At 70.5% G+C, this 21,963-nt stretch carries 24 protein-coding genes; 12 read left to right on the top strand and 12 right to left on the bottom strand.

Features of this window, described 5'->3' with window-relative positions:
- The first annotated feature begins 81 nt into the window (after positions 1–81).
- Positions 82–501 (top strand): hypothetical protein, encoded by a 420-nt coding sequence (locus ADE01S_RS28970; protein ID WP_062685222.1) that lies wholly within the window; start codon positions 82–84, stop codon positions 499–501.
- Positions 498–1,268, top strand: coding sequence for a sulfite exporter TauE/SafE family protein (locus ADE01S_RS28965; RefSeq protein ID WP_062685221.1), 771 nt, complete (start codon positions 498–500; stop codon positions 1,266–1,268). Before ADE01S_RS28970 ends, ADE01S_RS28965 begins: the two co-directional genes overlap by 4 nt.
- Positions 1,269–1,293: 25 nt before the next feature.
- On the opposite strand, the gene ADE01S_RS28960 is transcribed toward ADE01S_RS28965, so the two are convergent.
- Together ADE01S_RS28960 and ADE01S_RS31875 are read right to left on the bottom strand one after the other, a co-directional pair.
- Positions 1,294–2,097 (bottom strand): SDR family NAD(P)-dependent oxidoreductase, encoded by an 804-nt coding sequence (locus ADE01S_RS28960; protein WP_062685220.1) that lies wholly within the window; start codon positions 2,095–2,097, stop codon positions 1,294–1,296.
- A gap of 185 nt (positions 2,098–2,282) precedes the next feature.
- Positions 2,283–2,432: a hypothetical protein gene (locus tag ADE01S_RS31875; protein WP_165695605.1), complete on the bottom strand. Its 150-nt coding sequence runs from the start codon at positions 2,430–2,432 to the stop codon at positions 2,283–2,285.
- Between the two features lie 287 nt (positions 2,433–2,719).
- Here ADE01S_RS31875 and ADE01S_RS28955 point away from each other — a divergent pair, with 287 nt between their 5' ends.
- A complete protein-coding gene (locus ADE01S_RS28955) occupies positions 2,720–3,052 on the top strand; it encodes a hypothetical protein (protein ID WP_062685219.1) in 333 nt (110 codons plus the stop codon).
- Between the two features lie 16 nt (positions 3,053–3,068).
- Here ADE01S_RS28955 and ADE01S_RS28950 read toward each other — a convergent pair whose 3' ends face one another.
- Both ADE01S_RS28950 and ADE01S_RS28945 read right to left on the bottom strand, forming a co-directional pair.
- Positions 3,069–3,605: a GNAT family N-acetyltransferase gene (locus ADE01S_RS28950; RefSeq protein WP_062685218.1), complete on the bottom strand. Its 537-nt coding sequence runs from the start codon at positions 3,603–3,605 to the stop codon at positions 3,069–3,071.
- A gap of 7 nt (positions 3,606–3,612) precedes the next feature.
- Positions 3,613–4,185 (bottom strand): helix-turn-helix domain-containing protein, encoded by a 573-nt coding sequence (locus ADE01S_RS28945; protein WP_062685217.1) that lies wholly within the window; start codon positions 4,183–4,185, stop codon positions 3,613–3,615.
- 80 nt (positions 4,186–4,265) lie between these two features.
- On the opposite strand from ADE01S_RS28945, the gene ADE01S_RS28940 reads away from it, so the two are divergent.
- From ADE01S_RS28940 to ADE01S_RS28920, 5 genes are all read left to right on the top strand, one after another.
- Positions 4,266–5,810, top strand: a complete 1,545-nt coding sequence (locus tag ADE01S_RS28940; protein ID WP_062685216.1) for a phospholipase D family protein — start codon at positions 4,266–4,268, stop codon at positions 5,808–5,810.
- A 10-nt stretch (positions 5,811–5,820) separates the two neighbouring features.
- Positions 5,821–6,480 (top strand): DNA oxidative demethylase AlkB, encoded by a 660-nt coding sequence (gene alkB, locus ADE01S_RS28935; protein ID WP_062685215.1) that lies wholly within the window; start codon positions 5,821–5,823, stop codon positions 6,478–6,480.
- A 94-nt stretch (positions 6,481–6,574) separates the two neighbouring features.
- Positions 6,575–7,570: a formylglycine-generating enzyme family protein gene (locus ADE01S_RS28930; RefSeq protein ID WP_062685214.1), complete on the top strand. Its 996-nt coding sequence runs from the start codon at positions 6,575–6,577 to the stop codon at positions 7,568–7,570.
- Between the two features lie 64 nt (positions 7,571–7,634).
- Entirely contained in the window at positions 7,635–8,021 is a 387-nt protein-coding gene (locus ADE01S_RS28925; RefSeq protein WP_062685213.1) for a VOC family protein, read from the top strand.
- A 56-nt stretch (positions 8,022–8,077) separates the two neighbouring features.
- The gene (locus ADE01S_RS28920) at positions 8,078–8,824 is read left to right on the top strand and encodes an SDR family oxidoreductase (RefSeq protein WP_062685212.1); all 747 of its coding nucleotides are present in this window, start codon (positions 8,078–8,080) and stop codon (positions 8,822–8,824) included.
- A gap of 17 nt (positions 8,825–8,841) precedes the next feature.
- Here the strand turns inward: ADE01S_RS28920 and ADE01S_RS28915 are convergent, their stop codons facing one another.
- Positions 8,842–9,360, bottom strand: coding sequence for an MgtC/SapB family protein (locus ADE01S_RS28915; RefSeq protein WP_062685211.1), 519 nt, complete (start codon positions 9,358–9,360; stop codon positions 8,842–8,844).
- A gap of 155 nt (positions 9,361–9,515) precedes the next feature.
- Here ADE01S_RS28915 and ADE01S_RS28910 point away from each other — a divergent pair, with 155 nt between their 5' ends.
- On the top strand, positions 9,516–10,298 hold the full coding sequence (locus tag ADE01S_RS28910; protein ID WP_062685210.1) for an SDR family oxidoreductase: 783 nt from the start codon (positions 9,516–9,518) through the stop codon (positions 10,296–10,298).
- Positions 10,299–10,323: 25 nt separating this feature from the next.
- Here ADE01S_RS28910 and ADE01S_RS28905 read toward each other — a convergent pair whose 3' ends face one another.
- Together ADE01S_RS28905 and ADE01S_RS28900 are read right to left on the bottom strand one after the other, a co-directional pair.
- Positions 10,324–11,010, bottom strand: coding sequence for an HAD family hydrolase (locus tag ADE01S_RS28905; RefSeq protein WP_062685209.1), 687 nt, complete (start codon positions 11,008–11,010; stop codon positions 10,324–10,326).
- Between the two features lie 115 nt (positions 11,011–11,125).
- On the bottom strand, positions 11,126–12,109 hold the full coding sequence (locus ADE01S_RS28900; RefSeq protein WP_062685208.1) for a Bug family tripartite tricarboxylate transporter substrate binding protein: 984 nt from the start codon (positions 12,107–12,109) through the stop codon (positions 11,126–11,128).
- Between the two features lie 88 nt (positions 12,110–12,197).
- On the opposite strand from ADE01S_RS28900, the gene acnA reads away from it, so the two are divergent.
- Genes acnA through ADE01S_RS28885 form a run of 3 tightly spaced genes read left to right on the top strand, consistent with a single transcriptional unit; the run spans position 12,198 to position 16,829 of the window.
- Positions 12,198–14,831, top strand: coding sequence for an aconitate hydratase AcnA (gene acnA, locus ADE01S_RS28895; protein WP_062685207.1), 2,634 nt, complete (start codon positions 12,198–12,200; stop codon positions 14,829–14,831).
- Positions 14,828–15,721, top strand: a complete 894-nt coding sequence (locus tag ADE01S_RS28890; RefSeq protein ID WP_062685206.1) for a GntR family transcriptional regulator — start codon at positions 14,828–14,830, stop codon at positions 15,719–15,721. Before acnA ends, ADE01S_RS28890 begins: the two co-directional genes overlap by 4 nt.
- Positions 15,722–15,773: 52 nt before the next feature.
- Positions 15,774–16,829, top strand: coding sequence for a lactonase family protein (locus ADE01S_RS28885; RefSeq protein WP_062685205.1), 1,056 nt, complete (start codon positions 15,774–15,776; stop codon positions 16,827–16,829).
- Between the two features lie 15 nt (positions 16,830–16,844).
- Here ADE01S_RS28885 and ADE01S_RS28880 read toward each other — a convergent pair whose 3' ends face one another.
- The 5 genes from ADE01S_RS28880 to ADE01S_RS28860 form a co-directional block, all read right to left on the bottom strand.
- On the bottom strand, positions 16,845–19,310 hold the full coding sequence (locus ADE01S_RS28880; RefSeq protein ID WP_062685204.1) for a TonB-dependent receptor: 2,466 nt from the start codon (positions 19,308–19,310) through the stop codon (positions 16,845–16,847).
- Positions 19,311–19,406: 96 nt separating this feature from the next.
- Positions 19,407–20,378, bottom strand: coding sequence for a FecR domain-containing protein (locus ADE01S_RS28875; RefSeq protein ID WP_062685203.1), 972 nt, complete (start codon positions 20,376–20,378; stop codon positions 19,407–19,409).
- Positions 20,379–20,403: 25 nt separating this feature from the next.
- Entirely contained in the window at positions 20,404–20,922 is a 519-nt protein-coding gene (locus ADE01S_RS28870; RefSeq protein WP_062685202.1) for a sigma-70 family RNA polymerase sigma factor, read from the bottom strand.
- Between the two features lie 83 nt (positions 20,923–21,005).
- Entirely contained in the window at positions 21,006–21,248 is a 243-nt protein-coding gene (locus ADE01S_RS28865) for a hypothetical protein (protein ID WP_062685201.1), read from the bottom strand.
- Positions 21,249–21,498: 250 nt separating this feature from the next.
- Positions 21,499–21,963, bottom strand: a 465-nt coding sequence (locus ADE01S_RS28860) for an SPFH domain-containing protein (RefSeq protein ID WP_373281426.1), incomplete at its 5' end; no start/stop codon positions are given.

The raw sequence follows: 21,963 nt of genomic DNA, 5'->3' as shown, positions 1-21,963 counted from the left end.
CCTGGCTACGCAACTTCCCGATCCCGGATCGGCACCGCCGGGCCGCACAATGGGTTCCTGCCCATTTTCCCGGGGAAAATCATGAGTATCCTGAAGACAGGCCACGTCGTGGCGCGATGGCCGGCAATGGCCCTGATGGCATTGACACTGCATGCCTCAGGCATGGCCGAAGCCGGAAACGAACTCGGCCCGCCGATCACGCCGGCGCAGCAGTACGCGCTGGCGCTCGAAGCCCAGACGCTCGGCGACTATGCCGCCATGGCGCAATGGCTGCGCGCCTCGGCCCGCGGCGGCCACGCGCCGGCCCAGCGCATGCTGGGCATGGCGCTGATCGGCGCCCCCGCGCTCTACGGTTCCGCCCTCGCCGCCGATCTGTGCGAAGGGCGGCTGTGGCTGCTGCGCGCGGCGCGCCAGGATGCCGGGGGAACGGCCGACACGGCCTACGCCCTGTTCGGCCGCCCGCGAGGCGATGCCTACACCGCCCCGTGCGAGGCGCCATGAATCCGTTCGACGCATTGCCGGGCGGCACGCCCGCGCTGCTTGCCGCCACCATCGGCGTATTCATCCTTGCCGGGGTGGTGAAGGGCGTGGTCGGGCTGGGGCTGCCGACCATTTCCATGGCCATGCTGGCGCTGATCATGGCGCCGGCCCAGGCCGCGGCCCTGCTCATCGTGCCCTCGCTCATCACCAACCTGTGGCAGGCGCGGCCCTGGCCGACGTTCCCCGCGACCCTGCGCCGCATCGCCGGCATGCAGGCGGGCATCTGCGCCGGGACGATCGCCGGCGCGCTGGCGCTGGGCGCGCCTTCCGGCCGCTGGGCCGGCGTCTGCCTGGGCGTGGCGCTGGTGGCCTATGCCGCCTGGGGCCTGTTCGGCTCGCCGCCAAGGATGCCCGCCCGGCACGAGGGCTGGCTGGGCGCCGCGGTCGGCGCCGTCACCGGCGTGATCACGGCGGCCACCGGGGTGTTCGTCATCCCCGCCGTGCCCTACCTGCAGGCGCTGAACCTGGGCAAGGACGGCCTGATACAGGCCATGGGAATTTCGTTCACGGTCTCCACCGTGGCGCTGGCCGCGGGGCTCTGGCTCAATGGCGGCTACACGCCCGGGGCCGCGGGCGCGTCCCTTCTCATGCTGCTGCCCGCGCTGGCCGGCATGGCCCTGGGCCAGTGGTTGCGCGCGAGGCTCTCGGCGCGCACGTTCAAGCTCTGCTTCATGATCAGCCTGGCCATCCTGGGCGCATACCAGGCCGCGCGCGGCCTCGCCGCCTAGCGCGGCCCGGCGCCCGCGGGCGGCGCTAGGCGGCCAGCCGCCGCTCGTCGGCGAAACCGATGGACACCGACATCTCGCGCCAGCGCGCCAGTTCCTGCTGCACCGAATGGATCTTGGCGCGCGCCTGGTCGAACGCGTCGCGCCCCAGGAACAGGTGCAGCGGCGCGTATTGCGCCTGGGCGGCGTTGATCAGCGCCTGCGCCATCTTGGCCGGGTCGCCCGCCTCGCGGCCCTGCGCAAGGCGCGCCGCGGTTTCCGGCGCGTCCGTCGCGCGCATCGCGCCCGGATACACCAGCGACACGCGGATGCCATCCGCCGCCGCCTCCGCCGCCAGGGCCTCGGTCAGGCCGCTGACGGCGAACTTGGTGGCGCTGTAGGCGCCCCATTCTTCGCAGCCGCCGTCGAATCCCAGGATGGACGAAATATTGAACACGTGTCCGCCGCGCTGCGCGCGCAGGCGCGGCAAGGCGGCGCGAAGCACGTTCAGCATGCCGAACACATTCACGTCGAAATGGCCGCGCAGCGCATCATCCGACAGGCTGTGCAGCGCGCCTCGCAGGCCATGGCCCTCGTTGTTGACCACCACGTCCAGCCCGCCGAAAGCGGTGACCGCGGCATCCACCGCGCGCCGGGCCTGGCGCTCGTCGGCCAGGTCCGCCGTCAGCGGCAGGAAACTGCCTTCCAGCTTGGCGCCCACGGCGTCCAGCAGCGCATCGCCATCGCGGGACGTCGCGGCCACCTTGTGCCCCTGCGCCAGCAGCAGTTTCACCAGGATCAGGCCCAGCCCCGCCGACGCGCCCGTCACCAACCAGATTTTCTCGGTATTCATGCGATTCCCTTCCCTTGCTTGCCATGCCGGCCGCATGCCGGCATGTCTGGCGGACCGGGGCCGCCGCCGACTGCGCGGCGGTCTCCGATTCCGTGTAGGGATGGTAAGAATCGCGAGCCCGGGCGTACAGGCTCGTTCTTGCGTGAAATCTGCCTATTCCTGCGCCGTTGCGATCCGGCGCGCCCTCAGCCCAGGGCGCTGCGGTAGTGCTCGCTGTCGAAGCGCGGCGCGGTTCCCGCGTCCGCCTCGGCGGGTTCGGAGACCGGCTCGGCCGGCGTCGCGACGCCGAAGAGGGAGAGTTCCGCGTTGACCAATGCAAGTATGAAATTCGCCATGACGACTCCTTGAATATGGCGTCCGGACCGGCGCGGATGCCGCCGGTCTTATAGAGGACCTAGCCGCCATGGTGCGGGCCATGGCGCGGCGCGTCCATTTGCTTTACTCAATGGCGGCGATTGAGAGGATGCAAGCCGCGGGACGGCAGGCAGGGCGCCGACGCGCGGCTTCCCGCCGGGCAGCCGGGCCGGGAATGACGGATAATCCGTCTGTTTTCCCGCCACGACGTTGGCAGGGACGTTTTTCTTGGCGGGCGCCCGGCGTCCGTCCGCATCCGGAGTCAGCTATGTATCGCGGCATTGAGGCGATCGAACATTTCATGGAATCCATCGGCCTGAGCTGGCGCCCCGGCGCGACCGAACGCGCCGAGCTGAAAGTCAGCTACCGCATCGGCAACACCCGGCCGCTGGGCATCGACCGCACGCTCGTGGAATTCCACTGCGATCCGAAGCGCGCCAAGGTCTGGGTGCCGGAATTCTCGCGCACCAGCTTCCACCAATGGTTCGAAGTGCCCTACCAGGAATTCGAGTTCACCCCCGGCGGCTCGATGCTGAAGATCAAGGCCGCCGCGCGCGGCAACGCCCCTCCCTACAGCGTGGGCATCAAGCCCCTGGCCTGACCGCCCCCCTGGCCGGTCACAGCGGCTTGTACATGATCGTCGTGCCGTCCAGCCTGCCCGCGTCGCGCGGATCGCGGCTGAACCCCGGGATCACGCCCACCGTCCGGTAACCCATCGACGCGTACAGCGGCTCCGCGCTGTCTCCCGTGCGCGTGTCCAGCGTGATCAGGCTGCGCCCCCGGCGGACCGCGAGCGCCTCGGCTTCGCGCAGCAGCGCGCGGGCGATGCCGCGGCGGCGGAAATCGGGATGCACCAGCAGCTTGCGCACTTCGGCGCGGTGCGGCTGATTGGGCGGCGTATCGCAATCCAGCTGCACCGACCCGGCGACCCGCCCGTCCTGGCGGGCCACCCAGAGCGCCAGCGTGCCGTCGGCAATGGCCGGCAATACCTTGGCCTGCCAGAACGCGCGCGCGTCCTCCGGCGAGTACGGCAGGACGAAGCTGACGCTGGCGCCGCCCTCCACGCAGGCGTGCAGCAGGCCGGCCAGCTCCGCCAGCAAAGCCTCGGCGGCGTCCGCCGACAACAGCGTCAATTCAAGATTCGATTCGGGCATGGCGGGCTCAGACGATGAAAAGCAGGTAGCGGGCGCCGCTGTGCGGCGGGGTGGAGAATTCGCTGGCGCCGGACAGCTGGTAGCGCAGGCAATCGCCCGGGCCGAGGCGGTAGGCCTGGCCGTCGACGGCGATGGCCAGTTCGCCTTCCAGCATCAGCAGGTGGTGCTCCAGGCCCGGCCGCGGCGAGCGCTCATAGGCAATGCGCGCGCCGGCATCCAGTTCGCAGGCCAGCACCTCGCCCGCCAGCTGCTGCGCCGGCGGCGACACCGAGCGGCGGCGAAAACCCGCGCTGTCGTCCACCCATACGGCCTGCGCCTGCTGGGGCACCAGCGGCAAGAATTCGTCCTCGACCATGCGCATCAGGCGCGACATGGTCAAGCCATAGGCGGCGCACAGCTTGCCGAGCACGCTGGCGGTGGCGCTGACCTCGGCGTTCTCCAGCCGCGACAGCGTGGCGCGGCTGACGCCGGCGCGGCTCGCGAGTTCGTCCAGGGACCAGCCGCGCTCCTGGCGCAGGGCCTTGAGCCGGTCGGCGATGCGCCGGTCCAGGCCGGCATCGGCGGGGTTTGTTTTTTCCATATAAGAGAATTTCTCTCAAATACGGAAAACCGTCAAGTTTCTCCCCCGGCCCGAGCCGCGATTTCGGCACAATACGGGTCATGCAATTGGCCAAACCCCTGATCATGACCGCCCTCTGCCTGAGCTTCCTGAGCGGCTGCGGCTTGCCCACCCTGGACAAACGCAGCGAATCGCGCGCCCTCACGCCCGAGGCGTCGCAAGCCACCCCGCTGGGCCGGGCCATCGCGCCGATGGCGGCCGCCCATCCCGGCAAGTCCGGCATCCACCCGCTGCCCGACGCCTACGATGCGTTCGCCGCGCGCATGATGCTGGCGCGCGCGGCCCACAGCAGCCTGGACGTGCAGTACTACATCTGGCACAAGGACATGACGGGCACCATGCTGCTGGAAGCCCTGCACGAAGCCGCCGAGCGCGGCGTGCGGGTGCGGCTGCTGCTGGACGACAACGGCACCTCGGGGCTGGACGACGAGCTGTCCGCGCTGGACGCGCACCCCAATATCGAGGTCCGGCTGTACAACCCCTTCGTGCTGCGCTGGCCCAAGCCGCTGGGCTACGTCACTGACTTCAGCCGGCTGAACCGCCGCATGCACAACAAGTCCTTCACCGCCGACAACCAGGCCACCATCATCGGCGGCCGCAACGTCGGCGACGAGTATTTCGGGGCGGCCAGCGGCGTGCTCTTCACCGACCTGGACGTGCTGGCCATCGGCGCCGCCGTCAACGACGTGTCCACCGATTTCGACCGCTACTGGGCCAGCGACTCCGCCTACCCCGTGGACCGCCTGCTGAAGCAGCCCGCGCCCGGCCGCCTCGAAGCGCTGGCACAGGCGGCCACGCAGGTGGAACGTTCGCCCGAGGCGGCGGCCTATGCCGCCGCCATGCGCAAGCTGCCCTTCATCCGGCAACTGCTGCAGGGCGAGCTGACGCTGGAATGGGCCGACACGCGCATGGTGAGCGACGATCCGCGCAAGACGCTCGGCACCGCGCCGCCCGAGGCGATGCTGCCGCACCAGCTGCACGAGATCGTGGGCACGCCCGCCACGGACCTGGAACTGGTGTCGCCCTACTTCGTGCCCACGGCCAGCGGCACCCAGGCCTTCGCGCAGATGGCGCAAAGCGGCGTCAAGGTCAAGGTGCTGACCAACGCGCTGGAAGCCACGGACGTCGCGGTGGTGCATTCCGGCTACGCCAAGCGCCGCAAGGACCTGCTGGCCAGCGGCGTCGAACTCTTCGAAATGAAGCGCATGTCCGCCGAGGTCGAGCGCAACAAGAGCATGGGCCCCTTCGGCAGTTCCGGCTCCAGCCTGCACGCCAAGACCTTCGCCGTCGACGGGCGGCGGATCTTCGTGGGCTCGTTCAATTTCGATCCCCGCTCGGCCAGGCTGAACACCGAACTGGGCTTCGTCATCGACAGCCCCACGCTGGCCGGCCGCATCGCCGAGGCCTTCGACCGCGAGATCCCCACCGCCGCCTACCGCGTCTGCCTGGACGACAAGGGCCGGCTTTATTGGCTGGAACAGCGCGGCGACCAGACCATCCGCCACGACACCGAGCCCGGCACCACCCTGTGGCAGCGCATGTCGCTGTGGTTCGTATCGCTGCTGCCCCTGGAGCCGCTGCTGTAGGCGGCCGGACATGGCCTCGAACCTGGACCTCTTCGGCGACGACGCCCCCGCGCAGGCCGGCCGCGTCGCGCTCGGCCCGCAGTCGGTGGTGCTGCGCGGCTTCGCCCTGCCGCGGGTCGAGGCGCTGCTCGCCGGGGTCGACGCCGTGACGGCGCGCTCGCCCTTTCGCCACATGGAAACGCCTGGCGGCTACACCATGTCGGTGGCGCTGACCAACTGCGGCGCCCTGGGCTGGACCAGCGACGCCCGCGGCTACCGCTATACCCGCCAGGACCCGCTGTCCGGCCAGCCGTGGCCCGACATGCCCGACGCCTTCGTCGAACTGGCGCGGGCCGCCGCGGACGAGGCCGGCTTTCCCGGCTTCGCGCCGGACGCCTGCCTGGTGAACCGGTACGCGCCGGGATCGCGGCTGTCGCTGCACCAGGATCGCAACGAGCGCGACTACAGCGCGCCCATCGTGTCGGTGTCGCTGGGCATGCCCGCCGTCTTCCTGTTCGGCGGCGACGCGCGCGGCGACCGGGCCTCGCGCACCCCGCTCTTCCATGGCGACGTGGTGGTCTGGGGCGGCGCGGACCGGCTGCGCTACCACGGCGTGCTGCCCTTGAAGGACCTGCCGCATCCCCGCCTAGGCAGCGCGCGCATCAACTTCACCATCCGCAAGGCCGGCTGACGGGCCCGCCGGGCATGAGGGTTGTCCGCCACTGGCCGGCCCGCCGCGCCGGCTCTACCATTGCGCACCTCCCCGCCCCGCGCCCCGGACTCCCATGCGTACACGCTCCCTGCAGGCCTTGCTGTCCCTCCTGATCGCGGCCCCGTCCTGGTCCGCCGAACCGCCCCCGGCCCGGATCGAGAATTCCCTGGGGATGACGTTCCTGCTCATCCCCGCCGGCACGTTCCAGATGGGCAGCGACGAATCGCCCGAGTCGCTGGCCCGCGCCTACCCCCAGTACCCGCCCGACCGCTACGCCCAACTGGCCGACGAGGCGCCGGTGCACACCGTCCGCATCACCCGCCCGTTCTACCTGGAGCGCACCGAAGTCACCGTGGGGCAGTTCCGCCGCTTCATCGAAGCCTCCGGCTACGTGCCCGAATCCGAGGCCGACGGAACCGGAGGCTACGGCTACAACGCGCAATACGACCCCGAGAAATCCGAGAGCGGCGACGCCTTCGAAGGGCGCGACCGCCGCTACTCGTGGCGCAACCCGGGCTTCGCCCAAGGCGACGACCACCCCGTCGTGAACATCAGCTGGAACGACGCCGCCGCGCTGGCGCGCTGGCTCACCCAGCGCGAAGGCAAGGTCTACCGCCTGCCCACGGAGGCCGAATGGGAGTACGCCTGCCGCGCCGGCACGCGCACCCGCTACCAGAACGGCGACGACCCCGCGGGCATGCCGGACGCGGGCAACGGCTTCGACGCTCAGGCCGCCCCGTTCTGGACCCGCTGGGCCGCTTTCGCCTCGCCGCGCGGCGACGGCCATGCCTTCACCGCGCCGGTCGCCAGCTACGCGCCCAACGCCTTCGGCCTGTACGACATGCACGGCAACGCGTGGGAATGGGTGTCGGACTGGTACGGCGAGGATTACTACGCGCATTCGCCCGTGGACGACCCTCAAGGGCCGGCCAGCGGCAACGTGCGCGTGCGGCGGGGCGGCTCCTGGCACACCTGGGCGCTGTACACGCGGGCCTCGTTCCGCAACTGGAATACGCAGGAAACCCGCTACCCGCTGGTGGGCCTGCGCCTGCTGCGGGAGGCCGAATGACGGATGGGCCCCGTCTTACGGGTTAGCATAGCCGCAAGCTCAACCTCTGAAAGAGAAACCTGACATGCATTCGCTGGGCCGTCTCGTCCTGCTCGTGAACGATTACGACACCGCCATCGCCTTCTACCGCGACAAACTGGAGATGGAGGTCTACGCGGATCTGCCCGTGGGCCCGCAACGCTATGTGCACCTGCGCCTGCCCGAACAACCCTCGGTGGGCGTCTGGCTGCTGCAGGCGCTCACCCAGGCGCAGCGCGACCGCGTCGGCGACCAGACCGGCGGCCAGCCGGTAGGCGTATTCCATACCGACGACGTGGTGCGCGACCACGCCCGCTTCGCCGCCCGGGGCGTGCGCTTCACCCGCGAACCCGTGCACGAGGCCGCCACCGTGTACGCCCATTTCATCGACCTGTACGGCAACGAATTCGTGCTGGTACAAATGAAGCCGTAATCCGGCGCCCCCGCAGCGCGGGCCCGCCGTTCCTGCAATCCGACCAGGGAAACGCCATGTCCAAAGTCATGCTCGTCACCGGCGGCAGCCGCGGCATCGGCGCCGCCATCGCCAGGCTGGCCGCCCGCCGCGGCTACGCGGTGGCCGTCAATTATCACGCCCGGGCCGACGCCGCGCAGGCGGTGGTCGACGAGATCCGCGGCGCAGGCGGGCGCGCCATCGCGCTGCAGGCCGACGTCTCCCAGGAGGCGCAGGTGGTGCGCATGTTCCGCGCGCTGGACGAAGAGCTGGGCCGCATCGACGCGCTGGTGAACAACGCGGGCATCCTGGACAAGCAGATGCGCGTCGACAGCATGACCGCCGAGCGCCTGCAGCGCATCCTGGCCACCAACGTGGTCGGCGCGTTCCTGTGCGCCCGCGAAGCCGTGCGCCGGATGTCGACGCGCCATGGCGGCCAGGGCGGCGCCATCGTCAACGTGTCCTCGGCCGCCGCGCGCCTGGGCTCGCCCAACGAGTACGTGGATTACGCCGCCTCCAAGGGCGCGATGGACACGATGACCATCGGCCTGTCCAAGGAAGTGGCGCCGGAGGGCATACGCGTCAACGGCGTGCGCCCCGGCACCATCTACACCGACATGCACGCCAGCGGCGGCGAGCCGGGCCGCGTGGACCGGCTGAAAGGCGCCATACCGCTGCGCCGCGGCGGCACCGTGGAGGAAGTCGCGGGCGCCGTGATGTGGCTGTTCTCGGACGAGGCGGGCTACACCAGCGGTTCGTTCATCGACGTCTCCGGCGGCAGCTGACGCCGCCCGCGCGCCGGCTATTCCGAGCCCGGCGAAATCACCCGGTTTCCCTGCTTGGCGGAAATGCGCGCCTCGACGCGGCGCAGCACGGCCAGCACGAACAGCGCCATCAGCGTGCTGACGACGGCGGTGGCCTCGCGCCCCATGCCCGCCGCCACGCCGATCGCGGCCGTCATCCAGATGCTGGCCGAGGTCGTCAGCCCGTGGATCTCGCGCTCGTCGCCGAGCTTGATGATGGCCCCCGCGCCCAGGAAGCCGATGCCGGCGATCACGCCCTGCAGCACCCGGCTCAGGTCGCCCACTTCCATGCCGCCCTGCAGCGGCACCAGCACGAATATCGCGGCCCCCAGCGCCACCAGCATGTGGGTGCGCAATCCCGCCGCCTTGCCGCTGCGCTCGCGCTCGTAGCCCAGCAGCCCGCCCAGGCACACGGCCACGCCCAGGCGAAGCACGATGCGGGTCGCTTCGCCGGCGTCGGGGATGTCGGCGAACTCGCTGCGCACCGTGGACCAGATTTCCAGCCAGACTTCCGCCATCGCCGCCTCCTTGAGGGAAATGGTGAAAGCAGCATAGCAGGCGGCGCGCGCCGGCCGCTGCGCCGCGCATGCACTGGCACATATGGGCACAACTGGTTTACAACCTTCCCTGGTGACCCGCGGCGGCGCGGGCCGTGAATCGATCGGAGGGTTTCATGGATTTGCAGCTTGGCGGTAAACGCGTGCTCATCACGGGCGCATCCAAGGGCATCGGCCTGGCCTGTGCCATCGCCTTCGCCCGCGAAGGCGCCGAGCCCATCCTGGTGGCGCGCGACGACGCCGCCCTGAGCGCCGCCGCGCAAGCCATCGGCGCGCAGACCGGCAGGCAGGCCCGCGCGCATACGCTGGACCTGGCGCAGCCCGGCGCGGTGGAACGCCTGAGCCAGGAGGCCGGCGACATCGACATCCTGGTGAACAACGCCGGCGCGGTGCCCGGCGGCTCGCTCGACCAGGTGCAGGACGAGCGCTGGCGCGCCGGCTGGGAACTGAAGGTGCATGGCTACATCGCGCTGGCGCGCCACTACTATCCGCGCATGCGCGTAGCGGGCGCGGGCGTCATCGCCAACATCATCGGCATGGCCGGATCGGCGCCGCGCGCCGACTACATCTGCGGCGCGGCGGCCAACGCGTCGCTCATCGCCTTCACCCGCGCCCTGGGCGGCGAGGCGCCGCGCCATGGCGTGCGGGTCTTCGGCGTCAATCCCTCGCGCACCCGCACCGACCGCGTGCTGACGCTGGCCAAGCAGCGCGCCCAGGCCCGCTGGGGCGACGAAAGCCGCTGGCAGGAAACCCTGTCGGACCTGCCCTTCGGCCGCCTGATGGAGCCCGAGGAAGTGGCCGACATGATCGTCTTCGGCGCCTCGCCGCGCGCGGGCTACCTGAGCGGCACCGTGATCGACCTGGACGGCGGCGAACAGTACGCCAACCACCCGCGCTGAGGCGCGTTCCGGGAGCGGCGCGCGTTCAGGCCGCGCGCCAGCCGGCCAGCAGCGCCGGCAGGTGATTCATATCGGTGAACACGTGGGCCACGCCCACGCCGCGCAGCGCCTCGGCGCCGCTGTGGCCGTTGGCATCGGGGCTGTAGCCGAACACGGTGGCGCCCGCCGCCACCCCCGCGGTCGCGCCCGTCACCGTGTCCTCCACGATGGCGCAGCGCCGCGGGTCCACGCCCAGCGCCTCGGCCGCGGCAAGATACACGTCGGGATGGGGTTTGCTGCGCGGCATTTCGTGGCCGCTGAAGACGCGCCCGTCGAAGCAGTCGGCGATGCCCACCTTGGCCAATTGCAGCTCCACCTTGCGACGGTCGGCGCCCGAGGCGACGGCGATGCGTCCCTCCAGCCTTCCGTGCAAGGCTCGCACCGCCTGCGGCGCGCCGGGGATTTCCAGAAGGTCGCGGTCCAGCGCGTCGTTGCGCCGCTCGCGGAACTGGGTGAACCAGTCCGGGCCGAGGGTGGCGCCGGTGCGGGCTTCGATCAGCGGCAATTCGTCCCTGACTGCCTTCCCCGTGAAGATGCGCATGGTTTCTTCGTGCGCGATGTCCCAGCCCAGCTCGTTGAGCATTTGCGTGAGCACGCGGCTGGTGATGGGTTCGGAATCGACCAGCACGCCGTCGCAATCGAACAGCACGGCGTCAAAGGGAAAGTCAGTCATTGCGGCAAACCGGGGAAGAAGCAGGAAGCGGGTAAGCATACTTCAAGCGGGCCGGGGCCCGTTCACCCCGAAAGACGCCTCGCGCGGGCCCTGGCCTCCCCGGCGCGATGGCCGCTCAGTTTTCCGCCGTGATGCCGCCCTCCGACACGACCTTGGCGAACACCGCCGTCTGCGCCTTGATGAACTCGCGGAATTCGTCCTGGCTCATGACCTGCGCCTCGCCGCCCAGGTCGCGCAGGCCGGCCGCCAGCTTCTCGTCGCGCAGCGCCCGGCCGATGGACTCGGCCAGCCTGCGCTGCACGTCCGCCGGCGTGGCGGCCGGCACGAACACGCCGAACCAGTTTTCCAGCGCGTAGTCCGCCAAGGGGGGGTACTCCGCCACCGCGGGGATGTCGGGCGCGAACGACGCGCGCTTGGCGGAGGTGACGGCCAGCGGCTTGACCTTGCCGCTCTTGATGAACGGCAGGGCGCCGGCCAGGCTGACGAACGTCAGGTCCACGCTGCCGGCGGCCACGTCCACCAGTTGCGCGGAGGCGCCTTTGTACGGCACGTGCACCATCTTGATCCCGGCCAGCGATTGCAGCAGCTCGCCGTTCAGATGCTGCGGATTGCCCACCCCGCTGGTGGCGTAGGTCAGCCGGTCCGGATGGGCGCGGCCGTAGGCGACCAGTTGCTCCACGCTGGACACGGGCAGCTTGGGATTGGCGACCAGCACGTTGGGCACGCGGGCGATCAGCGCGATCGGCGCCAGGTCCTTGTCCGGCTGGTATTGCATCTTGCTCTTGAACACCAGCGGATTGATCGCGGTTTCGCCCGCCGAGCCCAGCAGCAGGGTCGTTCCATCCGGCGCGGAGCGCACCACCGTCTGCGCGCCCAGCATGCCGCTGGCGCCGGGCTTGTTCTCGACCACCACGCCCTGCGGCATTTCCGCGCGCAGCCGCTCGGCCAGCAGCCTGCCCATCCCGTCGACCCCGCCGCCGGCGGCGAAGGGCACGATCAGGGTCACGGGGCGGCCCCCGGCCGGCTCGGCGGCATGGAGCGGGGTCGCCGAGGCGAACGCCAGGGCCGCCGCGGCGGCCAAGGTACGGATTGCGTGCATGGTGAGTCTCCTTTGCGGCCCGCCTGGATGGCCGGCCGGGTTTTTACTTAATTGCATTTTATAGATTCAATATGCAAAAATGGCAGCTATGGAAAACACCAATGCCCTGCCTTCCCTGGCCAGCTTCACGCTGGACGGCGCCCGGTACACCTACCCGGACCTGCCGGGCGCCTATGGCGCGGCCTACCTCCGCCTGCCGGTGGTGCTGAGGCTGCTGCTGGAAAATGCGCTGCGCAACATGCGGGACGCCGAGCGCGATGCGGCGGTGGCCGCGCTGTTCGGCTGGCTGGAGCACGGCACGAGCGAAGCCGAGATCGCCTTCCAGCCGGGGCGCGTGCTGATGCACGACACCACCAGCACGCCGGCGTTGGTCGACATCGCCGCGATGCGCGACGCCCTGGCCGAGGCCGGCGCCGATCCCGGCGCGCTCAACCCCGTGCTGCCCGTGGACGTGTCGGTGGACCATTCGCTGGCGGTGGAGGCCTACGCCCGCCCCGACGCGGCGAAGCTCAACCTGGACCTGGAACTGCGCCGCAACGCGGAACGCTACCGGTTCCTGCGCTGGGCCTCGCAGGCGCTGTCCAACGTGCGCATCCATCCGCCGGGCACCGGCATCATGCACACCCTCAACCTGGAACAGCTGGCCACCGTGGTCTGCCGCCAGGAAGGCGCCGACGGGATCGCCCTGCATCCGGACATGATGATCGGCACGGACAGCCACACGCCCATGATCAACGGCATCGGCGTGCTGGGCTGGGGCGTGGGCGGGCTGGAGGCGCAGACGGTCATGTTCGGCATGCCCACCCTGCTGCGCATTCCCGACGTCATCGGCGTGCGCCTGACCGGCGCCCTGGCGCCCGGCGTCACCGCCACCGACCTCGCGCTGACCGTGACCCAGCGCCTGCGCGCCATCGGCGTCTCCGGCGAGTTCGTGGAGTTCTTCGGCCCCGGCGCCGGCACCCTGTCGGCCGGCACCCGCTGCGTGGTGGCCAACATGGCGCCCGAGTACGGCGCCACGACCGGCTACTTCCCCATCGACGGCGAAACCCTGGCCTACCTGCGCCAGACGGGCAGGCCCGAATCGCACATCGCGCTGGTCGGCGCCTACGCCGAGCACGCCGGCATCGCGCTGGATCCCGAGGCCGCGCCGCGCTATACGCGCGAGATCGAGATCGCGCTGGACCGCGTGCGGATGCACGTGGCCGGGCCGAAGCGGCCGCAGGACCTGCACCCCTACGGCGCCACCCGTCCCTTGCTGCAAGCGCTGGGCTTCACGCCGCGGGCCGGCGCGGGCGGCCTGCCCCGCCATCCGGTGGCGATCGCCGCCATCACCAGCTGCACCAACACGTCGGACCCGCGCCTGCTGACCGCGGCCGGCCTGCTGGCGCGCAAGGCCCGCCAGGCCGGGCTGCGCGTGCCCGCCTGGGTCAAGACCTCGCTCGGCCCGGGGTCGCCCGCCGCCGCCCGCTACCTGGCGCGCGCCGGCCTGCTCGACGACCTGGCCGCCGTGGGCTTCGATATCGTGGGCTACGGCTGCACCACCTGCATCGGCAATTCCGGCCCCCTGCCCCCGGCCGTGCGCGAGGCCATGGCGGCCGGCGCGGTCCATCCCGTCGCGGTGCTGTCGGGCAATCGCAATTTCACCGGCCGCATCCATCCCGACCTGGACCTGGGCTTCCTGATGTCGCCCCCGCTGGTCATCGCCTTCGCGCTGGCGGGCGATGCCGAACGCGATCTCGACCGGGACCCCGTGCAGATCGCGCCCGACGGCCGCGCCGTCCATCTGCGCGACCTCTGGCCCGACGCGGCCGAGATCGACGCGGCCCTGGCCGCGGGCCAGCATCCCGCGGACTACCGCGGCGCCTTCGAGATCGCCAGCGCCAACCCCGCCTGGCAGGCGCTGCAGTCGCCCGCCGGCGCCCGTTTCCCGTGGGACCCCGCCTCCACCGCGCTGCGCCGCCCGCCCTTCGCGTCGCTGGACGAAACCGGGCAGCTGGGCCGCTATGCCGCCCACCCGTTGCTGGTGCTGGGCGACGACGTCACCACGGACCACCTGTCGCCCGCCAGCGCCATCCCGCCGGACAGCCTGATCGCCGACTTCCTGGTCGAGCGCGGCGAGCCGCGAGACGATCTCAACGTCTTCGCCTCGCGCCGGGGCAACTGGCAGGTCATGATGCGCGCCGCCTTCTACAGCAAGAGCCTGGTCAACCTGCTCTGCCCCGAAGCGCCGGTGGGCCACACCGTGCATGCGCCCAGCGGCGCGATCGAACCGATCTGGGTGGCGGCGGGCCGCTACGCGCGGGCAGGGCAATCCGTGGTGCTGCTGGCGGGCGAACGTTACGGCACGGGCTCGTCGCGCGACTGGGCCGCCAAGGGCCAGCGCCTGCTCGGCATCCGGGCGGTGCTGGCGATCAGCTTCGAACGCATCCATCGCTCCAACCTCATCGGCATGGGCATCCTGCCCCTGCGCCTGCCCGAGGGCGCCACGCCCGCCACCCTGCGCATGCGGCCGGGCGACCGGATCGAGATCGACGCCGAGGCCGCCGCCCTGGCGCCGCGCGCGGCCGTGCCCGTGCGCATCCTGCGCGCCGGCGGCGCAATCGAGACGCTGGAGGCGGTGGCCGCCGTGGAAACTCGGCTGGAAGTGCGTTTGCTGCGGATGGGCGGCGTCATTCCCGCTATCCTGTCGGACACGATCAAATCGGCCCGACCCCATCCATGAGCCTCCAAACCAACACCGTCAACAAGATCCTGGAGCTGATCAAGGAAGAGCGCCTGCCCGAAGGCGCGCACCTGACGGCGCAGAAGCTCGCCGACCGGCTGCGGCTGTCGCGCTCGCCGGTGAACGACGCGCTCGGCATCCTGGAACAGCACGGCGTGGTGACGCGCAAGCCGAACCGGGGCTACTTCCTGAGCCGGGATTTCGAGGCGCTGGCGGATACCCCCGCCCTGCCCCGCCCGCCCGCCGCCGACGACATCGTCACGCAATCCTATTTCAAGCTGGCCGACGACCTGCTGCGCGGCGAACTGCCCATGCAATGCAGCGAAGCGCAGCTGCGCGCGCGCTACGCGCTGACCCTCGCGCAAACGCAGGCCCTGCTCGCCCGCGTCTCGCAGGAAGGCTGGGCGCACCGCCGGCCCGGCTACGGCTGGGAATTCTCGTCCATGATGACGACGCCCGACAGCCTGCTGCAATCCTACCGGCTGCGCCTGGCGCTGGAGCCGGCGGCGCTGCTGGAGCCCACGTTCCGCATCGAGAAAAGCGTGCTGGCGCGCTGCCGCGCGGCGGAACAGCACCTGCTGGACGGCGGCATCGCCACCGACACGGCCGATCAATTGCACGAACGCGGCGTGCGTTTCCACGAATCGCTGGTGGAGGCCTCGGGCAATCCCTTCTTCATCGACACCATCAAGCGCGTGAACCGCGTGCGCCGCCTGCTTTCGTATCGCTCCATGCAGGACCGCAGCCGATATCGCCAGCATTGCGACCAGCACCTGGCCATCCTGGACCTGCTGGAACGCGAGCGCAACGAGGACGCCGCGGCGGCGCTGTCGGAGCACCTGCGCAGCACGCTGGACAACCTGGCCCGCATCCGCGGCATCCTGACCTAGGCCGGGCGCCGCGCGCAAGGCCGATTCTCTTCCATCCGAAAAGGCTTGCGCCATGCATGTTTACATCGGTTCGCGCACCACGCGCGAACGCAATGCCCGCGGCGAGGGCATCAGCGTGTTCGACTACGCCCCCGCCACCGGAACGCTGACCCTGACGCAGGTGCAGGGCGGCCTGCTCAATCCATCCTACCTGCTGCCGCACCCCACCCTGCCGGTGCTCTACACCGTGCATGGCGACAGCCATGAAGTCAGCGCGCTGCGCCGCGACCCGCGCGACGGATCGCTCGCCGCCTGGCGGACGCAGGCCTGCGAGGGCCGCAATCCCGTGCACCTGGCGCTGGGCCCCGGGGGCCGCTACCTGATGGTGTCCAACCACCTCACCGGCGCGCTGGCCGTGCTGCCCGTGGCCGCCGACGGCGCCCTCGCCCCCGTATCGCAGACGCTGCGCCTGGAAGGGGAACCGGGGCCGCACCGCAAGGAACAGCCTTTCGCCAAGCCGCACTACAACCTGGTCGATCCGTCCGGCCGTTACGTGGTGGTGCCCGACAAGGGGCTGGACCGCGTGTTCCTCTTCGCCCTGCGCGAACAAGGCGTGGACGCCGCGCCGGCGTGCGCGGCGGTCGCGCGCGAAGGGGCCGGGCCGCGCCACGCGGCGTTCCACCCCGATGGCCGATGGTTGTACGTCGTCAATGAACTGGACAACACCGTGGTCGCCTACGCGCTGGAGGGCGGCGCGCTGCGGCCGTTCCAGGTGCTGCCCACGCTGCCCGACACCTGCACCGGCAACAGCCGCGCGGCCGGCATCGCGGTGGACGCGCGGGGCCGCCACCTGTATGTCTCCAACCGCGGCGACGACAGCATCGCGGTATTCGGGATCGACCGGGCCAGCGGCCGGCTGACGCCGCGCCAGCATGCCGCGACCGGCGGCAGCACCCCGCGATTCTTCACGCTCGCGCCCGACGGCCGGTTCCTGTTCGCCTTGAACGAGGACAGCGACACGCTGGTGCGATTCCGGGTGGACGCGGACGACGGCACGCTGGCCGCCGACGGATATGCCCTGCGCGTCGGCAGCCCGGTGTGCATGGTGTTCGCCCCCGGCCAGGGCTGATGCCCGGCAGCGGGCTCAGAAGTCCATGGATGCCGACAGCATCACCGTGCGCGGCACGCCCTGCGAAATCGTGCCGTACGACGCCACGCCGGACCAGTACGCGCGATTGAACACGTTGACCACGTTGGCCCGCAGCGTGACGTCCTTGCCGTAGACCTTGGCGGCGTAGCGCGCCCCCAGGTCGAAGGTGGTCCACGAGGGCACGGACTGCGTGTTGGCCTGGTCGACGTATTCGCGGCCGGTGTGCATCATGCTGCCCGTCAGCGTCAAGCCCGCCACCCACGGGGTATCCCACTCCGCGCCCAGGTTGACCGACACCTTGGGCACGCCCACGGGGCGGTTGCCCACCGTGGCGCGGCTCGCCGCGCGCGTCAGCTCCGCGTCCAGGAAGGTCACGCCGCCCAGCAGGCGCAGCCCCCGCAGCGGTTCGCCGGCCACGTTGAACTCCAGCCCGCGATTGCGCTGCTCGCTGTCGGCGCCGTACACGCCGTTGGTCAACTGGCCGCTGGGCTTGGTGATTTCGAAGGCGCTCAAGGTCAGCATGGCGCTGTCCAGGTCCAGCTTGACGCCCACCTCCTTCTGCCTGGCCTTGTAGGGCTTGAACACCTGGCCCGCGTTGGAGGCGGTGGCCGGCGCCACGTCGCCCTTGCTCAAGCCTTCGACGTAGTTGGCGTAGAGCGAGACATGGTTCCAGGGCTTGACGACCAGGCCCGCCAGCGGCGTGGTCGCGCGCTCGTCGTAGCTGACGGTCCGCGCGCCGGTCGCCGCGTTGAAATTGCGGGACTCGATGCGCTGCTGGCGCACGCCCAGGGTCAGTTGCGCGCGCTCGTCCAGGATGCTGAGCGTATCGGCCAGGGCCAGGCCGGAAAGATCGGACGACGATACCTTGGGCACGCTGGCCGGCGCGGGGATGTGCTGCTCCGGACGCGTGACGGGGTGGTAGATGTTGGACGAGAGCGGCGTGCCCGCCACGCTGGCCTGCGAATTGCGGTCGCTGTACAGGCTGCCCATGAAGCTGATGGCGTGGCGCACCGGCCCCGTGTCCAGCTTGGCGCGCAAGCCGGCGTTGTAGGTGCTGCGGTCCACCTGGAATCGGAAGTTGTTCGGCGTCACCCGCGTATCGCCGGCGTCGTTCACGATCGTCGGCGTCTGGTCCGACAGCCGCGAAATGCTGGTGTCCGAACCGCCGGCGTCGGCGAACACCGTCAGGCGGTCGCCGATGTCGTACTCCACCCGCAGCAGCGCCGATTGCCCGTCGGACTTCCACCAGCCCCAGGGCTGCGTGGCGTTGCGCCGGCCGTCCGCCGCATGGGGCACGTCGATGCCGGCAGCCACCAGGAAGGGCCGCGTGGGCGCGTCGATCTTCTCGACCTGCGTCAGCAGGTCCAGCGACGCGCGCAGGCGCTCGCCCTGGTAGTCCAGCGACAAGGCGCCGATGTCGGTTCGCGAATACAGATTGTCCAGCGGCGTGTCGCCCTGGCGGTGCATGCCGTTGACGCGCACGCCCCACTCGCCCGCCGTGCCGAAACGGCGGCTCAGGTCGGCCCGGGCGCCGAACTGCGAATCGGCCATGTAGTCGGCCGACACGCGGGTCAGGTCCTCGGACAGCGCCCGCTTGGGCACCATGTTGATCACGCCGCCCACGCCGCTGTTGGGCGACATGCCGTAGAGCAGCGCGGCCGGCCCTTTCAGGACCTCCACCCGCTCGATGTAGTCGGTAAAGACGTGATAGTTGGGCGCCACGCCGTAGACGCCGTCAAAGGCGATCTCGCCGAGATTGCCTTCGCCTATGGGAAAGCCGCGGATGTAGAACGAATCGGTCACGCCGCCGATCTGGCCGGTGAAGCGCACCGAGGGTTCCACGTTCAGCGCGTCGGCCAGCGTCACCGCCTGGCGGTTCGCCAGCAGCTCGGAGGTGTAGCTCGTGACGTTGAACGGCGCATCCATCGCGTCGCGGTTGCCCAGCAGGCCCAGGCGGCTGCCGCGGGCCACCTGGCCACCCACGTACTCGGCCGGCAGCGCATCGCCTCCCACCCCCGCGCCCGCGACGGTGACGGTGGGCAGCACGGTCGCCGACTCGTCGGGGCCGGGCGGCAGCTTGCGCAGGGCATAGGCGCCGCCGCCCTGCTCCGACAAGGCATAGCCCGAGCCGGCCAGCAAGCGGGAAAAGCCCTCCTGCACGGTGTAGGCGCCGTTCAACCCCTCGCTACGCCGTCCCGACAGCATCGCCGGGTCGAACGACAAGGGCACCCCGGACGCCGCGGCGAACTGGGCCAGCACGTCGCCCAGCGGGCCCGGAGCGATGGCGTAGGACTTGCGCGCCGCCGCGCTGGCGGCCTCCGCCGCCGCGGCCGGCGAAGGCGCTCCCGCCGCGGCCAACAGCGCAAGGCCCAGGCCGGCGGCCCTGACCATCGCGGCCACCGGCGGCAGGACGGCTGTTCCGCGAGGCAGGCGCGGCAAACGGGGAATTCGGGAAACCATGAAACGATCCTTCGTGGGAGACGGGGTGGCGCGCGGGTCGCGGCGGTTCACCCGGTACACCGGACGAAGCGGGAAAAAGTGTCAGCCGTTCTGCGGTTAATGTGTAACGTCGGCGCGCGGCGCCACCGTCGTCCAGTAGGGCGTGATCCGGCTCACCCTCACCGGCAGGGTTTTTTCCAGCAGCCGCAGGCTGGCGTCGACGTCGTTCAGCGGGAAGGCCCCCGACACCCGCAGCCCGGCCACCGCCGGGTCGCAGCGCAGCACGCCCCGGCGATAGCGCGCCAGTTCGTCCACCAGATCGGCCAGCCGCCAGTTCCGCGCGGCAAGCATGCCCTGCTCCCACGACACCGCAGACTCGTCGGCCGGAGCCTGCGGACCGGCGCCGCGCCCAGTGAAGACGATCTGCCGTCCCGTCGGCAGCAGGATGGCGGCCGAGCCCGCCGACGCGGGCCGGATCTCGACCGCGCCGTCGAACACCGCGACGCGCACCGAATCGCCCTCGTCGCGTACCAGGAAACGCGTGCCCAGCGCGCGGATCGCCCCCTGTCCGGTCTGGACGATGAAGGGCCGAGGGACAGGCGAGGGATCATGGCCGGTGGTGAGCAGGATTTCGCCCGCCCGCAACCACAGCAGGCGCTGTCGGGGGGTGTAGTCGATGTCCACCGCGCTGGCGGTGTTCAACACCAGCTGCGTGCCGTCGTTCAGTTCCATGCGGCGCCGTTCGCCGGTCGCCGTGCGCGCATCCGCGCTCCAGGCCCGCCAGGGCAGTTCGCGCGCCCCCCACCATGCGGCGGGCCCCAGGACCAGCAGGCCGCCCAGCGCGCGCATGGCCTGCCGGCGGCCCGGGCGGTCGAGCCGGCGCAAGGTATCGCCGCCGATGCGCGGCGGCACCTGCCCGAATCCGCGCAGCATTTCCTCCGCCCGCGCCCAGGCGGCGGCATGCTCGGCGCTGCGCCCGCGCCAGCGTTCGAACGCCGCGCGGTCCGGGGCCGACAGGGTCTCGGACTGCAAGCGCACCACCCAGCCCGCCGCTTCCTTCAGGATGGCGGGATCGATGGCGGCGCTCACCGGACTGCCTTCCTGCTTCGCGCGCTCACGGCGCGTCCGCCTGGTAGGCGATCAGGCATGCCGTCAACGCCGCCTGCATGCGGCGCTTGACGGTGGAAAGCGATACGTCCAGACGCCGCGCGATATCGTCATAGCCCATGCCGTCGAACTGCGACATCAGGAAGATCTCGCGCGTCCTGGCCGGCAAGGCTTGCAGCGTGGCATCGATGGCGCGCAGGGTCTCCAGGATGAGCGCCCGCGCTTCCGGCGAAGGCACCTCCGGCGCCGGAAGCTGCGCGACGACGGCCAGGTAGGCGTCCTCCAGCGCGCGGCGGCGCCAGTGGTCCACGACCAGTCCTTTCGCAATGTGGGTCAGCAGCGCGCGCGGCTCGGCGCCAGCCCCCTGCCTGCGCCCGGCCATCAGGCGCACGAACGTGTCGTGCGCCAGGTCCACGGCGTCGAAGGAACTGCCCAGCTTCCTGCGCAGCCAGCCCGACAGCCAACCGTGATGATCGCGGTAGATCTTGGTGACGGTGTCGGCGCTCAGAGAATCGGGCGTAGGCAAGGCGCTACCCTGGATAGAATGTAAATAGGAACTATTTATATTCTATCCTATCCTATCCCCTCCCAACGCCCCGACGGAGGCGCCTAGTAGTCCATCGGGATATGGCATTGGGCGGCCCGCAGTTCCTCCAGGTGCCGCTCGGCTTCCTGCCTTTCGGCCGCGGGCGACAGGGCCCGCCAGCTCACCATGTTGCCGGTGGCCTTCACCGGCATCCAACCCAGCACGCTGTATAGCGTGATCGCGGTATGCCCCGTGTCGAACCGCGTTTCGTAGTAGCCATGACGATTCGGCAGGGTGTCGCCGGGCGTCCATTCCATTTGAGACATCCACGTCTCCTTCTTGCTGAAGCTTATGCGCAAGCGCGCGGATCCCCATCCGCCGGGATCGTCCGGCGATCGTATCGCTCGTTGCGTTTGCCTGTGATGCCAAGATGCGCCTGGTTTGCAATTCTTGACAGAGGGATATCCCCTAGGAGGGGGACGGCCGCGGGAGAACCCCGCGGCGGAATGTGGCGAAAATCGTACGAAACCACGGGCGGCCGCGACGGCGCGCAGGCGCCGCCGGGACCAGCCCCGCCTACTTGATGCCGATGAACGGCAGGGCCGCGCCCGGAACCTGGGTCGCCGGCAGCACGCCGTCCCACTTCTCCACTGCGTTCAGGCTGACCAGGTTGGTGTTGGCGGCCAGGGCCTCGGCCTTGGCGCGGATCGCGGCCGCCTCGGCCTCGCCCCGCATGCGGATGCCGTCGGCTTCCGCCGTGAACTGCTGGCGGCGCGCATCGGCTTCGGCCTTGGCCTTGACCACCTGGATTTCCGCGTTGATCGTCGCGGTTTCCTTCTGCTGGCGGGTCGTTTCGATCTGCACCTGCGCCAGCATGCGCTGTTCGATGGAGTGCTCGTAGGCCTGCGAGAAACCGACCTCTTCGATCTGCACGCCCACCACCTGCACCGGCGCGCCTTCCATGGTCTTGCGCACGGATTCGTTCACGTCCAGGCCAAGCTTTTGCCGTTCCTGGATGGCGCGCACGGCGGTGTACTGGCC

This window comes from Achromobacter denitrificans NBRC 15125 (genome assembly GCF_001571365.1).
GTDB lineage: Bacteria > Pseudomonadota > Gammaproteobacteria > Burkholderiales > Burkholderiaceae_B > Achromobacter > Achromobacter denitrificans.
The sequence above is the reverse complement of the archived record's forward strand: the minus strand, read 5'-3'. Positions and strand labels throughout refer to the sequence as shown.